The sequence below is a fragment of the Pseudomonas sp. PDM21 genome (assembly GCF_014852505.2).
Classification (GTDB): domain Bacteria; phylum Pseudomonadota; class Gammaproteobacteria; order Pseudomonadales; family Pseudomonadaceae; genus Pseudomonas.
Genome location: NZ_CM181223.1, coordinates 6,653,686 through 6,668,572, shown reverse-complemented (window position 1 = coordinate 6,668,572; position 14,887 = coordinate 6,653,686). Strand labels below are relative to the sequence as shown.

Here is a 14,887-nt window from a genome sequence, read left to right as displayed (position 1 = left end):
CGCGCGTGTCCGAGTTCTCCCCTGCGCCATGCTGGTGCAATTTCGCCGGCAAGGCAGCTTTTTCTTATGGTGCAACGACATATTTAATAATTTTCCGAGCCTCCCGCTTCGGCGACCATCGGTCTGTCAGACATGTCGCGAGACAAAGCCTTCAGACGCTGAGCCATAGAGCTCGATGCCGCGCATGTCCCGGTTTTACCGGCCTTCTGGCCACTGCCGCAGTAAATCAACAAAAAAGCCAAACGGCTGTGGGAGTGCTTCATGATCAAGTCCTTGCTCGTGCGTTCCATCGCGTGTTCCGCCCTGGCTCTCGCCGCCGTTTCTGGCGCGCAGGCCGGCACCCTGTCCATCGGCCACACCACCTGGGTCGGCTACGGCACCCTGTACCTCGCCCGTGACCTGGGCTACTTCAAGGAGCAGGGCCTGGACCTGCAGCTGACCACCATCGAGGAAGCCTCGATGTACATGGCGGCCCAGGCTTCCGGCCAGCTCTCCGGCTCCGCCTCCACCATCGACGAAATCCTCAAGTACCGGCCCAAGTTCTGCTTCAAGGCCGTGGCCGCGCTGGACGACAGCCATGGCGGCGACGGCGTGCTGGTGGGCAAGGACGTCACCTCGCTGGCCCAGCTCAAGGGCCAGGAAGTGGCGGTCAACGAAGGCTCAGTCTCGCAATTCTGGCTGGCCTACCTGCTCAAGCACGCCGGTATGAACATGAGTGACATCAAGGTGCAGAACATGACCGCCGATGACGCCGCCAGCGCCTTCATCGCCGGCCGCGTGCCCGCCGCCGTGACTTGGGAGCCGCATCTCTCGCTGGTGCGCGAGAAGCAGCAGGGCAAGGTGCTGGTGGACAGCTCCACCACCCCCGGCGTGATCGTCGACGTGGTCGCCCTCAACTGCGACGTCATCGAGAAGCAGCCCGAGGACGTGAAGGCCCTGGTGAAAGGCCTGTACAAGGCCGTGCAATACACCAAGGAGCACCCGGACGAGGCCTACGCGATCATGGCCAAGGGCGTCGGCGGCTACCTCTCCGATCCCAAGGCCCTGGCCGATGCCGCCAAGGGCGTGCGCTTCTACGACAAGGCGATGAGTGAGCAGCTCATTGGCACCCCCGGCAAGCCTGGTGACATCAAGGGTTTGATCCGTCTCGCCAACGAGACCTGGAGCGGCCTGCAGGGCAAGCGCCTGGAAGTCAGCTACGACGACCTGGTCGACCCGCGTTTCGTCTCCGAGTAACCGTCTCACTCTCTGTCCCCGTGGGCGGCCCCGTGCCGCTCGCCTGGAGGAACCCGCGATGCCTCGTCGTTCGCAATCCTGGCTCAGCCGTTGCCTGACGCCCAAGGTCGACCTGCCGTTGAAGCTGGTCTGGTCCGCCGGCACTTTGTGCTGGCTGCTCGTGTTCGGCCTGTGGGCCGGGCTTTCCTACGGCGGCGTGGTGCCGGCGATGTTCTTGCCGACCCCGGACGCGGTGCTCGCGGCCGGCGTGCGCCTGGCCAGCGACGGCACCCTCGCCACCCACGTGATGGCCAGCGTCAAGGTGGTGATGATCGGCTTCATCATCTCCTCGCTGGTGGCGGTGCCGCTGGGGCTGCTGATGGGCAGCTTCCGCATCGTCCAGGCCTTCCTCGAACCGCTGGTGAACTTCATCCGCTACCTGCCGGTGACCTCCTTCGTACCGCTGTTCATCCTGTGGATCGGCATCGGCCTGGAACAGCGCGTCACCGTGATCATCTTCGGCGTGTTCTTCCAGCAGTTGGTGATGATCGCCGACGTCTCCCGCGGCGTCGCCAAGGACCTGGTGAACGCCTCCTACACCCTGGGCTGCAACCGCCGCGACGTGGTCCTCCACGTGCTCGGCCCGGCCTCGCTGCCCGGCGTGCTCGACACCCTGCGCGTGACCATGGGCTGGGCCTGGACCTACCTGGTGGTCGCCGAACTGGTCGCCGCCTCCAGTGGCCTGGGCTACATCAGCCTGAAGGCCATGCGTGGCTTCCAGGTCGACGTGATCTTCCTGGCCATCGCCATCATCGGCCTGCTGGGCCTGATCACCGACCAACTCTTCCGATTCATCCGACTGAAGGTGGCGTCATGGGCGCAGTAGCGATCAAGCAGGAAGAACCCGCCGTGACCGGTCAGCAACCTGCCAACCCGGCCCGCCTTCGGGTCGAAAACGTCAGCCTGCGCTACCGCACCCCGGACGGTGGCACCTTCAGCGCGCTGGAGAACGTCTCCTTCGAGGTGCCGGACCAGCAGTTCGCGGTCATCGTCGGGCCGTCGGGCTGCGGCAAGTCGAGTCTGCTCTACCTCACCGCCGGCCTGTCCGAGCCCACCGAGGGCGATATCTACGTCGGCGGCCAACTGGTAGACGGCCCCGGCGCCGACCGTGGCATGGTGTTCCAGAGTTACACCCTGTTCCCCTGGCTCACCGTGCGCCAAAACGTCGAATTCGGCCTCAAGCGCCGTGGCATGCCGGCGGCCGAGCGCCGCGAGATCGTCGACTACTACCTCGACGAAGTCGGCCTGCGGCGCTTCGAGAACAACTACCCCAAGCAGCTCTCCGGCGGAATGATGCAGCGCGTGGCGATTGCCCGCGCGCTGGCCAACGACCCGCAGATCCTGCTGATGGACGAGCCCTTCGGCGCGCTCGACAGCCAGACCCGCATGCAGATGCAGCAACTGCTGCTGCGCGTATGGGACCACAGCAAGAAGACCGTGGTGTTCGTCACCCACGACATCGACGAGGCCATCCTGCTGGGCGACCGCGTTTACGTCATGGGCGCGCGCCCCGGCCGCATCAAGCAGATCCTCGACGTGCCCATCGAGCGTCCGCGCTCGCTGGACATGGTCATGGACCGCCAGTTCATCGAGATGAAGCGCGAGATCCTCGGGCTGCTGCACGACGACCTGGAAGAAGCGCACTGACCTGCCGCCGGCTGGCGCCTCCTGCAGGGCGCCGGCCGATGCGGTGATCCGCTGCAGCACCGTTCGGCCCCCTCTTCCCTCGGGAGAGGGTTGGGGTGAGGGGTTCTGCGATTCACGCAAGACTCACTGGGAGAGCCCCCTTGTCTTCGAACCATGACTCCACCCAAGATGCCACCTACGACTACCTCATCGTCGGTGCTGGCTCCGCCGGCTGCGTGCTGGCCAACCGCCTGAGCGCCGACCCGTCGGTGCGCGTCTGCCTGCTGGAAGCCGGCGGCAGCGACGCCAGCCCGCGAGTGCAGACCCCGGCCGGCACCATCACCCTGTACAAGAGCAAGGTGTTCAGCTGGAACTTCTACTCCGCACCGCAGAAGCGCCTGAACAACCGCTCGCTGCACTGCCCGCGCGGCAAGGCGCTGGGCGGCTCCAGCTCGATGAACAGCATGATCTACATCCGCGGCCACGCTTCCGACTACGACCGCTGGGAAGCCGAAGGCTGCCCGGGCTGGGGCTGGAAGGACGTGCTGCCGTTCTTCAGGAAATCCGAGCGCAACCTGCTCGGCCAGGACCCGGCGCTGCACGGTACCCTGGGCGAACTGGTGGTGGACAAGCCGCGCGACCCCAACCCGCTGTCGCACCTGTTCATCAAGGCTGCCGCGCACCTGGGCCTGCGCCGCAACGATGACTTCAATGGCCGCGAGTTCGAAGGCGTCGGCATCTACAACGTGACCCAGAAGGACGCCAAGCGCCTGAGCAGCTACCGCGCCTTCGTCGCGCCGCTGCAACGCCCGAACCTCACCGTGCTGACCGAGCGCCAGGTGGGCCGCCTGCTGCTCGAAGGCGAGCGCGTCACCGGCATCGAACTGCGCAGCGGCGAACGTCTGCAGGCGCGTCGCGAGGTAATCCTCACCGCCGGCGCCCTCGGCTCGCCGCAGATCCTGCTGGCCTCCGGCATCGGCCCGGCGGCTGAGCTGAAAGCCGCCGGCATCCCGGTGCAACACGACCTGCCCGGCGTGGGCAAGAACCTCCAGGACCACCTCGACGGCCTGGTCACCGTGCGCTCGCCGAGCCCGCTGAGCCTGGGCTTCTCCCTCGGCTCGCTGCCGCAGATCCTGCTCTCGCCGTTCAAGTACCTGCTGGCGAAAAAGGGCTGGCTGACCACCAACTACGTCGAGGCCGGCGGATTCGCACGGACACCTCTCGCGCAATCGCTGGCTGACGTGCAGTTCCACTTCGTGCCCGGCTACCGCAGCCACCGTGGCCGACTGTTCGAATGGGGCCATGGCTACGCCGTGCACACCTGCGTGCTGCGGCCGAAAAGCATCGGCGAGTTGCGGGTGAAGCCCGGTGGCGACATCGAGATCGACTACAACTTCCTCGCCAACGAGGAAGACGGCCGCGTGCTGGTGGAAGGCGTGAAGCTGGCGCGCAAGATCCTCGCCCAGCCAGAGTTCGACAGCATCCGTGGCGCCGAGATGCTCCCCGGTCCGCAGGTGCAGACCGATGAGCAACTGATGGAACACCTGCGCGAATACGCCGCCACCGTGTTCCACCCGGTGGGCACCTGCAAGATGGGCGAAGACCCTCAGGCGGTGGTCGACCTGCGCCTGCGCGTTCACGGGCTGAAGGGCCTGCGCGTGGTGGACGCGTCGATCATGCCGACACTCATCAGCGGCAACACCAACGCACCCTGCATCATGCTCGGCGAGCGCGCAGCGGCGATGATCCTGGAAGAGAGCAGCGCGACGTCGGCCGCTCCCGCCCAGGCAGTCCCGGCCTGATAGCGGAGTGGTAGGGCGAATAACCTGGAACAGGTTATCCGCCGTTTTCTGCGCCCTACGACGGCACCCCCATTGGCTCTGCCGTCACCGGGAAGCTCATTCGTAGGAGGGGTGGAGCTTGCGATACCCATCGGCGAGTTTGCCGGTGATCGATGGGCATCGCTTCGCTCCACGCCATCCGACGCGGTGCCCCAGTCAATCTTGTGGATAACGGATCTAGAGCCCCAGATCGCTGAGCGACGGATGATCGTCCGGCCGGCGGCCCTGCGGCCAGCGGAAAAGGCGCTCGTCCTCGCTGATCGGCAGGTCGTTTATGCTGGCGTGACGCTCGAACATCAGGCCGTTCTCGTCGAAGGCCCAGTTCTCGTTGCCGTAGGAACGGAACCAGTTGCCCGAGTCGTCGTGCCACTCGTAGGCGAAGCGCACGGCGATGCGGTTGTCGGTGAAGGCCCAGAGTTCCTTGATCAGCCGGTACTGCTGTTCGCGCACCCACTTGGCAGTGAGGAACTGGACGATCTGCTCGCGGCCCTGGACGAAGGTCGCGCGGTTGCGCCAGCGACTGTCCGGCGTGTAAGCCAGCGACACGCGATGCGGATCGCGGCTGTTCCAGCCGTCCTCGGCGAGACGGACTTTCTGGATGGCGGTTTCGCGGGTGAAGGGCGGCAGAGGGGGACGGGCTTCGCTCATGGTGGTCTCCAAAGGCAGTGAGGGGTTTGAACCTGATCTCCATACTCCGCCCGGCCCCGGATGGGGTAAATGACGGTAATCCCACAGATATTGCCAACTTGCTTTTCGTAGCAGCGGAACTCCAGAAACGCAGGGTGCATAACCTGGAACGGGTTACCCGCCATGGCGGCGGATAACGCCGTAGGCGTTATGCGCCCTACAGGTTTCAGGCTTTGGCAGCGACCTTGCGCAACCCCACGCGGTCCTGGCTCGGGCACACCCCGAACTTCGCCCGGTAGCTGCGCGACAGGTACGAGGGCGTCTCGAAGCCGCAGGCCACGCCGATCTCCAGCACGCTCATGTCGGTCTGGCGTAGCAGCTGGCGCGCCTTGTCCAGGCGCAGGCCGAGGTAGAAGTTCGATGGCGTGTCGTTGAGGTGCAGGCGGAACAGGCGCTCGAGCTGGCGCCGGGTCACCTGGATGCGTTCGGCCAGCTCCAGCGTCGACAGCGGTGGCTCGGTGTGACGCTCCATTTCTCCGATCACCTGCACCAGCTTGCGGTTGCTCACCCCGTAGCGGCTGGCGACCTGCAGGCGCTGGTGGTCCTGGCGGGTACGGATGCGCCCGACCACGAACTGCTCCGAGACCTGCACCGCCAGCTCCGGCCCGTGGGCCTGGGCGATCAGGTCGAGCATCAGGTCGATGGATGCAGTGCCGCCGGCGGAGGTGATGCGCGGCCCGTCGATCTCGAACAGCTCCTGGGTCGCCTGCACCTGTGGATAAGTCTCCCGGAAGGCATCCAGCGCCTCCCAGTGCACCGTGCAGCGCTGGCGCTGCAGCAGCCCGGCCTCGGCCAGCACGAAGCTGCCGGTGTCGATGCCGCCCAGGGTCACGCCGTCGCGGTCCAGGCGCTTGAGCCAGTGCAGCAGCGCCGGGGTGCAGGCGCGCAGCGGTTCGAAGCCGGCCACCACCAGCAGGGTGTCGCCCTCGCGCAGCGCTTCCAGGCCACTGTCGGCGTTCATCGACATGCCGTTGCTGGCCAGCACCGGCCCACCGTCCAGGCTCATCAGGTGCCAGCGATACAGCTCGCCGCGAAAACGGTTGGCCACCCGCAGCGGCTCCACGGCGGAGACGAAACCCATCACCGAAAAACCGGGCAACAGCAGGAACCAGAAGTCTTGGGACATGGCGGGTACCGTGCAATTGGGGGCAGCGTAGTGGCAGCTGAGCCCATGCTTATGAACCAAGGACGTCGCCCTGGCAATCGGGGAGGTCGCTGCTGTGCAAGAGCTGGTCGCCGCAGTGCGATCCACCACCCCTGCGGCTGCGTAACTTGATCACCACAGCCCCCCGTGAGGGGCCGCATGACACACAACAACGATAACCAATGCCGCAAAGGCCTTGAGGGAGAAGTCATGAAGCTATCGATCCAAGCGCTCGGCTGTGCCGCGCTCATGCTCGTCGCCAGCACCAGCTGGGCCGCAGAGCCCGCCCAGTGCCAGAACGTGCGCATGGGCACGGTGAACTGGACCGACGTGGTGGCCAGCAGCGCCGTGGCCGAGGCCGTGCTCGACGGCCTGGGCTACAAGGTCAAGCAGACCAGCGCCTCGCAGCAGATCATCCTGGCCGGCATGGCCGACAAGCAGCTCGACGTCTTCCTCGGCTACTGGCAACCGACCATGCAGCCGGTGGCCAAACCCTACCTCGACAAGCAGCAGATCGACGTGATCACCCCGCCGACCCTGCCCGACGCGCAGTCCACCTACGCCGTGCCCAGCTATGTCTACGACGGCGGACTGAAGACCTTCGCCGACATCGCCAAGTTCAAGGACAAGCTGAGCAACAAGATCTACCTGATCGAGCCCGGCAGCGGCTCCAACCGCATCACCGCGAAGATGATCGCCGACGACAAGTTCGGCCTGAAGGGCTTCCAGATCGTCGAGTCCAGCGAGGCCGGCATGCTCACCGCGGTCAAGCGCGCCATCAAGCGCAAGCAGTGGGTGGTGTTCTTCGGCTGGAAGCCGCACCCGATGAACCTGCAGATCGACATGAAATACCTCACCGGCAGCGACGACGTATTCGGCCCCGACGAAGGCTCCGCCACCGTCTCGATCATGACCGCCGGCGGCTACCAGGCGCAGTGCGGCAACGTCGCCAAGCTGCTGCACAACCTCAAGTTCAGCAGCGAGCAGGTGAGCCAGGTGATGGTGCCGATCCTCGACCGCAGCCAGCCGGTGGACGCCGCCAAGGCCTGGCTGAAACAGAACCCTGAGCCGCTCAAGGCCTGGCTCGACGGCGTGACCACCTATGACGGCAAGGACGGCCTCGCCGCCGTCCAGGCCTCGCTGAAATAGCGCCCGGACAAACACCTCCCACCAGCAACTCCCTGCGCGTCCTCCGGCGCGCAGCGGGTTCGTTCGACCCGAAGAAGGACAGCCACCGTGAACCATGAAGTGATCGTCACCTGCGCGGTGACCGGCGCCGGCGATACCGTCGGCAAGCACCCGGCCATTCCCGTCACCCCCAAGGAAATCGCCGCCGCCGCCATCGAGGCCGCCAAGGCCGGCGCCACCGTCGCCCACTGCCACGTCCGCGACCCGCAGACCGGCAAGCCCAGCCGCGACGTGAACCTCTACCGCGAAGTGGTCGAACGCATCCGCGAGAGCGACACCGACATCATCATCAACCTCACCGCCGGCATGGGCGGCGACCTGCAGATCGGCCAGGGCGAGCAGCCGCTGGAGTTCGGCGCCGGCACCGACCTGGTCGGCCCGCTGGAGCGCCTCAAGCACGTCGAGGAGCTGCTGCCGGAAATCTGCACCCTGGACTGCGGCACCCTGAACTTCGGCGACGGCGACTTCATTTATGTCTCCACCCCGGCGCAGCTGCGCGCCGGCGCCAAGCGCATCACCGAGCTGGGGGTGAAGGCCGAGCTCGAAATCTTCGACACCGGCCACCTCTGGTTCGCCAAACAGATGCTCAAGGAAGGCCTGCTGGAAGACCCGCTGATCCAGATCTGCCTCGGCATCCCGTGGGGCGCCCCGGCGGACACCACCACCATGAAGGCCATGGCCGACAACATTCCCGACGGCCTGACCTGGGCCGGCTTCGGCATCGGCCGCTCGCAGATGCCCATGGTCGCCCAGGCCATGCTGCTGGGCGGCAACGTGCGGGTCGGCCTGGAGGACAACATCTGGCTGGACCGTGGCGTACACGCCACGAATGGCCAACTGGTCGAGCGCGCTATCGAGATCATCGAGCGCCTGGGCGGCCGCGCCCTGAGCCCGGCCGAGGGGCGCAGGAAGATGAGCCTCAAGGCCCGCTGATTGCGAACCGCAGGGCGAATAACCCGGAACGGGTTATCCGCCGCCGAACAGGATCGGCGGATAACGCTGCGCGTTATGCGCCCTACGAAGAACCCGACGCCCCGCCACCTTTCCGGAGCCATCCATGTCCTTCATCACCCAAATCAAGACCTTCGCCGCCCTCGGCAGCGGCGTCATCGGCAGCGGCTGGGTCGCCCGCGCCCTGGCCCACGGCCTCGACGTCATTGCCTGGGATCCGGCGCCCGGTGCCGAAGCCGCGCTGCGCGCGCGTGTCGCCAACGCCTGGCCGGCGCTGGAAAAGGCCGGCCTCGCCCCCGGCGCCTCGCCGGATCGCCTGCGCTTCGTCGCCACCATCGAGGAGTGCGTGCGCGATGCCGACTTCATCCAGGAGAGCGCCCCCGAACGCCTCGACCTGAAATGCGAGCTGCACGCGAAGATCAGTGCCGCCGCCAAGCCCGACGCCCTGATCGGCTCCAGCACCTCGGGCCTGCTGCCCAGCGAGTTCTACGCCGACGCCACGCACCCCGAGCGCTGCGTGGTCGGCCACCCGTTCAACCCGGTCTACCTGCTGCCTCTGGTCGAAGTGGTGGGCGGCGCGAAGACCGCGCCGGAAGCCGTCCAGGCCGCCATCCAGGTCTACGAATCCCTCGGTATGCGCCCGCTGCACGTGCGCAAGGAAGTCCCCGGCTTCATCGCAGACCGCCTGCTCGAAGCGCTCTGGCGCGAGGCGCTGCACCTGGTCAACGACGGCGTCGCCAGCACCGGCGAGATCGACGATGCGATCCGTTTCGGCGCCGGCCTGCGCTGGTCCTTCATGGGCACCTTCCTCACCTACACCCTGGCCGGCGGCAATGCCGGGATGCGCCACTTCATGGCCCAGTTCGGCCCGGCGCTGCAGCTGCCCTGGACCTACCTGCCCGCCCCGGAACTGACCGACACCCTGATCGACCGCGTGGTGGAAGGCACCGCCGAGCAGCAGGGCAGCCGCAGCATCGCCGAGCTGGAGCGCTACCGTGACGACTGCCTGCTGGCGGTGCTCGGGGCGATCAAGGAGACCAAGTCCAGGCACGGCTTCGCCTTCGCCGACTAACCTCACGGTTCATCATTCGCTCCAAACCACCCCCTCTCCCTTCAGGGAGAGGGCCGGGGAGAGGGGCTCTTCGGACGCGAACATGACCCACGCCCTGAAAACCTACGAAACCCCCATCCTCGCCGAGTGGACCGACTACAACGGCCACCTGCGCGATGCCTTCTACCTGCTGCTGTTCAGCTACGCCACCGACGCCCTGATGGACCACCTCGGCCTCGACGCCGAGCACCGCGCGGCGACCAACGATTCACTGTTCACCCTCGAGGTGCACCTCAACTACCTGCACGAGGTGAAGGAGGGTGAGAAGGTCGAAGTGCGCACCCAACTGATCGCCCACGACCGCAAGCGCCTGCAGGTTTTCCACAGCCTGCACCGCGCCAACGAAGACCTCGCCCTGGCCGCCAGCGAGCAGATGCTGCTGCACGTGAACCTCGAAGGCGGCGCGCGCTCGGCACCCTTCGAAGGCGTGGTGCTCGAGCGCGTGCTGGCGCTGGCCGAGGCTCATCGCTCGCTGCCGCGCCCGGATTACGTGGGCCGCGTCATCGGCCTGCCGGGCTGAGCGGGCATGAGCCGGCGTTATCCGCTGTCCGATGCCATGCAGGCCTTCGTCACAGAGACGGAGGCTCACCCACTGGAAGGCCCCACGCTCGCCGCCCAGCGGGAAAACTACGAGCGCATGGCCGCCGCCTTCGCGCCGCCGGTTCCGCCGGGCCTGCTGGTCCGCGACGTACAGCCTGACGGCCTGGTGGAGCTGCGCCTCTACCGGCCCGAAGGCGCGCCGCCGGCGAATGGCTGGCCGACAATTTTCTACATCCACGGCGGCGGCTGGGTACTGGGCAACGCCCGCACCCACGACATGATCTGCATTCCCCTGGCTGCCGCACTGGGTGCGCTGGTGGTCGCCATCAGCTACCGGCTGGCGCCCGAGCACCCTTATCCCGCGGCCCTCAACGACTGCCTCGACACCTGGCGGCGGATTCACCTGGACGGCCTCGACGAGCCTGTGGATAAAACCCGTATCGCGGTCGCCGGCGACAGCGGCGGCGCCAACCTCGCCGCCGCGCTGTGCCTGGCCCTGCGCGGCAGTGGTGAAGCGCTGCCGCTGGCCCAGGCGCTGATCTACCCCGCGCTGGGCAACCTCGACACACCCTCGCGCACCACCTGCGCCGACGCACCGCTGATGACCAGTGCGGCGGTGGACGAATACCTCGCCGCCTACCTCTCGCGCCCTGCCGATCGGCGCGACCCGCTGGCGCTGCCGCTGCTCGCCGAAGACCTCGGCGGCCTGCCGCCGGCCTTCATCGCCGTCGCCCAGTTCGACCCGTTGCGCGACGACGGCGCGCTGTACCGCGACCGCCTGCGTGAGGCCGGCGTGGCGGTGGATTACTTCCCCGGTGCCGGGCTCGTCCACGGCTGCCTGCGCGCCCGGCGCGTGGCGGAAGTGGATGCCCTGCGCGGCGCCCTGATCGCGGCCCTGCGCCGCAGCCTGAGCTGACAAGGAGAAGAGCATGGAAACGACGCTGGAACGTCCCACCATCGCCGACTGGCGTACTTATCCACAGACCGCCGCGCTGACCTCGCTGCGCCCGCAGGCCAACCGCCTCGACCTGGTATGGGACGACGGCCGCGTCAGTCCCTTCCATCACCAGTGGCTGCGCGACAACTGTCCGTGCGGCGAGTGCGTCTACGCGATCACCCGTGAGCAGGTGCTGGAGATCATCGACGTGCCCGCCGATCTTGCGCCCGAGCGGGCCGCCATCGAACTGGGCTATCTGTGTGTGCACTGGAGCGATGGTCACCGTAGTCAGTACGACCCGGGCTGGCTGCGCGCCCACGCCTATGATGACGAGTCCCGCGCCGAACGCCTCGCCGCACACCAGACCACCCGCGTCTGGCGCCGCGACTTCGAGGCGCCGGTGTTCCAGCACGACCAGTTGATGGATGACGACTCGGCACTGCTGGAATGGATGCTCGCCCTGCGCGACCTCGGCCTCAGCCGCGTGGATGGCGTGCCCACTGCGCCCGGCTCCTTGCATCGCATCGCCCAACGCATCGCCTTCATTCGCGAGACCAATTTCGGCGTGCTGTTCGACGTGAAGTCCAAGGCCGCGGCCGCCGACAGCAACGCCTACACCGCCTTCAACCTGCCGCTGCACACCGATTTGCCGACCCGCGAGTTACAACCGGGGCTGCAATTCCTGCATTGCCTGGTGAACAACGCCGACGGCGGCGACAGCGTGTTCGTCGACGGCTTCGCCATCGCCCAGGCGCTGCGCGACGAAGCGCCGGAAGACTTCCGCACGCTCTGCGAGATGCCCATCGAGTTCCGCAACAAGGACCGTCGCAGCGACTACCGCTGCCTGGCGCCGGTGATTGCCCTGGACGCGCGGGGCGAGATCAGCGAAATCCGCATCGCCAACTTCCTGCGCGGCCCCTTCGACGCCCCGGCCGAGCGCATGGATGCGCTGTACCACGCCTGGCGCGCCTTCCTCACGCTCACCCGTGACCCGCGCTTCCGCCTGCAACAGAAGCTGCGCGCCGGGCAGATGTGGTGCTTCGATAACCGCCGCACCCTGCACGCCCGCACCGCCTTCGACCCGGCCAGCGGCGAACGCCACCTGCAGGGCTGCTACATCGACCGCGACGAACTGCTGTCACGCATCCTGGTGTTGCAGCGCGAGCAGTGAAGCGGCGCAAGCCGGACAAAAAAATCCCCTGCGGCGCCCGACGCGCGGCAGGGGACAAATCGAGCCGGTTCGGGCTCTCAGTGTGCGAGGCCCCGCAGCTGGCGCCGGTGCCGGCCGCAGGGTATGGAAGCCAGTCTGCGCGTCGCGCCGCCGCCTCGGTTAGTCGAAAACGACCTGCGCTTGCCCGCCGCGGACATTCCGTCGGACAGATGCTTGCCGCGCCCCGCCGGGCTTACCAGAATCGATGCAGACCCCTGCCGCTCCCAAGGAGACCCGCGATGATGCACGCCGACCTGATCGACCAGGACGATTTCCGCGAACGCCTGCAAGCGCTGGGTTTCGCCGTGCCGCCGGGTATCACCGCCGAGCAGGCCTGCGAATACGCCGTGCGCGGCCTGACCCCGGAGCGCTCGCTGGCGCTGCGCCGCCTGGTGGAGGAAATGCTCGCCGGGAATGCGACCCTGCTGCCCGCCGTGCGCGAGGCGATCTCCCGGCAATTGCTGCCGGCGCTGGTACCCAAAGTGTGACAATCAGGCGCACAGGCAAGCGTCGTTTGTGCGCCGCATCTCCCAGAAATTGGGAAATGGCGTACAGTTCGTCGGGGTAATGGCCTAAGGGCATCATGTATCAAATATGATCCAATTCGTCTTTTTGGATGAACTGGCCGCACGGCCAGACGACAGGGATCGTAAGGATGCATGCTCTCTACCGTGGCTGGATGCCCGTCCTGGCATTCTGCTGTGCCTCGGCAAGCTTTGCCGCGCCACTCCCCTCGCCGGGCGACAACGACCTTCAGCGCCAGCGCCAGGAACAATTGCTGCGCGAACAGCGCCAGCGCCTGGAAGAGCTCCAGCAGCTCCCCGGCAAGGCGCCGACCGAGGCGCCGCCGACCACCGCGCCGGACACCCGTTGCTTCACTGTCCGCAGCATCAGCCTCGAAGGCGCCGAGCACCTCGACGCGCGTTCGCGCGAAGCGCTGCTGGCGCCGTACCAGGGTCAATGCCTGGGCGTAAACCAGCTCAACGAGCTGCTCAAGGGCATCACCGACCATTACCTCTCGCGCGGCTTCGTCACTACCCGCGCCTACCTGCCGCAGCAGGACCTCTCCAGTGGCGAGCTGAAGATCATCGTCGTCGAGGGCCGCCTCGAGGGCTTCGACCAGTCCGAGCTGGCCAGCGAACGCGAGCTGGCCATGACCTTCCCCGGCACAACCGGCGAAGTTCTGAACCTGCGTGACCTGGAACAGCTGGTCGACCAGATCAACCGCCTGCCCTCGCGCCAGGCACAGATGGAACTGGTGCCGGGCAAGGAAGTGGGCGGCAGCCGAGTGCAGCTCAAGGGCGAGCGCAGCAAACCCTGGCGCGTCTCCGCCAGCCGCGACAACAACGGCGACGCGACCTCCGGCGAACAGCAGGCCGGCGTCGGCCTCGACTGGGACAGCCCGCTGGGCCTGGCCGACCAGTTCGGCCTGCGCTACGGCGAGGACGTGGTCAGCGACCACTGGAAGCACTCCGACAACCAGAGCCTGTGGTATAGCGTTCCCTACGGCTGGTGGACCTTCAACTACAGCTACAGCCGCAACTACTACCGCACCCGCAACGAAGACGCCGGCTTCGCCTTCAAGTACGACGGCGACAACGAGACCCACCAGCTGGGCGCCGAGCGCGTGCTGCACCGCGACGACGTGAGCAAGACCGGGGTGAACTTCGGCCTCAGCCACCAGCGCACGCGCAACTACATCGACGACACCCTGCTCGACGTCTCCAGCACCCACCTCAGCGAATTCAACCTGGGCTTCAACCATGGCCGGCGCATCGGCAGCGCCTTCGTCAACGCCGACATCGGCTGGCAGCGCGGCATCGGTGCTTTCGGCGCGCAGGATGACGACCACGACGCCCCGCACGGCAGCCCCACCGCCCGCTACAACAAATACAGCCTGACCCTGAGCTACCTGCAGCCGTTCACGCTGTGGGAGCAAGCCTTCAGCTTCGAAAGCCTCGCTACCGGCCAGCACAGCGAAGACGTGCTCTACAGCCCGCAGCGCATCAGCCTGGGCGGCCTCAGCTCGATCCGCGGCTTCAAGGACCAGACCCTCTCCGGGGACTCCGGCTACTACTGGCGCAACCAGCTGCGCTGGCGCCGCGCCGTGACCTGGGAGCCGCTGCTGCCCTGGGTGCAGGAGTACGGCGTGGCCTACGCCTACGATTTCGGCGCCATCGAGCACGGCCAATACAACCCGGGCCTCTCCGGACGCATGAGCGGCCATGGCGTGGAGTTCAGCGCGCGCGGGCAGTACGCCGCCGCCTCCGTGACCCTGGCGCGCTCCCTGGAGCGCCCGGACATCATCGAGCGACGCGAGCACCCGGTGTATTTCCGCGTCGACCTCTTCTTCTGAACCGATTCGCTCTTTAGCTAG

15 protein-coding genes are annotated in these 14,887 nt (G+C 66.9%); 12 read left to right on the top strand and 3 right to left on the bottom strand.

Features of this window, described 5'->3' with window-relative positions:
• Nucleotides 1–83: 83 nt before the first annotated feature.
• Nucleotides 84–263 (bottom strand): hypothetical protein, encoded by a 180-nt coding sequence (locus tag IB275_RS30685; protein WP_139791602.1) that lies wholly within the window; start codon nucleotides 261–263, stop codon nucleotides 84–86.
• On the opposite strand from IB275_RS30685, the gene IB275_RS30680 reads away from it, so the two are divergent.
• The 4 genes from IB275_RS30680 to IB275_RS30665 all read left to right on the top strand — a co-directional run bounded on the left by IB275_RS30680 (nucleotide 262) and on the right by IB275_RS30665 (nucleotide 4,703).
• Nucleotides 262–1,236 carry an ABC transporter substrate-binding protein gene (locus IB275_RS30680; protein WP_138213492.1) on the top strand — a complete coding sequence of 325 codons (975 nt, stop codon included), beginning with the start codon at nucleotides 262–264 and terminating at the stop codon, nucleotides 1,234–1,236. The two genes, IB275_RS30685 and IB275_RS30680, sit on opposite strands and share 2 nt — an antisense overlap.
• A 58-nt stretch (nucleotides 1,237–1,294) precedes the next feature.
• A complete protein-coding gene (locus IB275_RS30675) occupies nucleotides 1,295–2,101 on the top strand; it encodes an ABC transporter permease (protein ID WP_024764976.1) in 807 nt (268 codons plus the stop codon).
• Nucleotides 2,089–2,922, top strand: a complete 834-nt coding sequence (locus IB275_RS30670) for an ABC transporter ATP-binding protein (RefSeq protein WP_192294453.1) — start codon at nucleotides 2,089–2,091, stop codon at nucleotides 2,920–2,922. The genes IB275_RS30675 and IB275_RS30670 overlap by 13 nt, the downstream gene beginning before the upstream one ends.
• A gap of 140 nt (nucleotides 2,923–3,062) precedes the next feature.
• On the top strand, nucleotides 3,063–4,703 hold the full coding sequence (locus tag IB275_RS30665; RefSeq protein ID WP_192294455.1) for a GMC family oxidoreductase: 1,641 nt from the start codon (nucleotides 3,063–3,065) through the stop codon (nucleotides 4,701–4,703).
• A gap of 216 nt (nucleotides 4,704–4,919) precedes the next feature.
• Here the strand turns inward: IB275_RS30665 and IB275_RS30660 are convergent, their stop codons facing one another.
• Entirely contained in the window at nucleotides 4,920–5,390 is a 471-nt protein-coding gene (locus tag IB275_RS30660) for a nuclear transport factor 2 family protein (protein WP_081519022.1), read from the bottom strand.
• Nucleotides 5,391–5,595: 205 nt separating this feature from the next.
• Nucleotides 5,596–6,555: a GlxA family transcriptional regulator gene (locus IB275_RS30655; RefSeq protein WP_138213499.1), complete on the bottom strand. Its 960-nt coding sequence runs from the start codon at nucleotides 6,553–6,555 to the stop codon at nucleotides 5,596–5,598.
• Between the two features lie 228 nt (nucleotides 6,556–6,783).
• On the opposite strand from IB275_RS30655, the gene IB275_RS30650 reads away from it, so the two are divergent.
• From IB275_RS30650 to IB275_RS30615, 8 genes are all read left to right on the top strand, one after another.
• Nucleotides 6,784–7,722, top strand: a complete 939-nt coding sequence (locus IB275_RS30650; protein WP_192294457.1) for a choline ABC transporter substrate-binding protein — start codon at nucleotides 6,784–6,786, stop codon at nucleotides 7,720–7,722.
• A gap of 87 nt (nucleotides 7,723–7,809) precedes the next feature.
• Complete coding sequence (cdhC, locus tag IB275_RS30645) at nucleotides 7,810–8,694, top strand: 3-dehydrocarnitine:acetyl-CoA trimethylamine transferase CdhC (RefSeq protein WP_192294459.1); 885 nt, start codon at nucleotides 7,810–7,812, stop codon at nucleotides 8,692–8,694.
• Nucleotides 8,695–8,818: 124 nt separating this feature from the next.
• Nucleotides 8,819–9,784, top strand: coding sequence for an L-carnitine dehydrogenase (locus IB275_RS30640; RefSeq protein ID WP_192294461.1), 966 nt, complete (start codon nucleotides 8,819–8,821; stop codon nucleotides 9,782–9,784).
• Nucleotides 9,785–9,866: 82 nt separating this feature from the next.
• Nucleotides 9,867–10,343 carry a thioesterase family protein gene (locus tag IB275_RS30635; protein ID WP_192294463.1) on the top strand — a complete coding sequence of 159 codons (477 nt, stop codon included), beginning with the start codon at nucleotides 9,867–9,869 and terminating at the stop codon, nucleotides 10,341–10,343.
• A 6-nt stretch (nucleotides 10,344–10,349) separates the two neighbouring features.
• The gene (locus tag IB275_RS30630; protein ID WP_192294465.1) at nucleotides 10,350–11,279 is read left to right on the top strand and encodes an alpha/beta hydrolase; all 930 of its coding nucleotides are present in this window, start codon (nucleotides 10,350–10,352) and stop codon (nucleotides 11,277–11,279) included.
• 13 nt (nucleotides 11,280–11,292) lie between these two features.
• Entirely contained in the window at nucleotides 11,293–12,471 is a 1,179-nt protein-coding gene (locus tag IB275_RS30625) for a gamma-butyrobetaine dioxygenase (protein ID WP_192294467.1), read from the top strand.
• Between the two features lie 278 nt (nucleotides 12,472–12,749).
• Nucleotides 12,750–12,998, top strand: a complete 249-nt coding sequence (locus IB275_RS30620; RefSeq protein ID WP_081519030.1) for a hypothetical protein — start codon at nucleotides 12,750–12,752, stop codon at nucleotides 12,996–12,998.
• Nucleotides 12,999–13,189: 191 nt separating this feature from the next.
• Nucleotides 13,190–14,866 (top strand): ShlB/FhaC/HecB family hemolysin secretion/activation protein, encoded by a 1,677-nt coding sequence (locus tag IB275_RS30615; protein ID WP_192294695.1) that lies wholly within the window; start codon nucleotides 13,190–13,192, stop codon nucleotides 14,864–14,866.
• Nucleotides 14,867–14,887 lie beyond the last annotated feature (21 nt).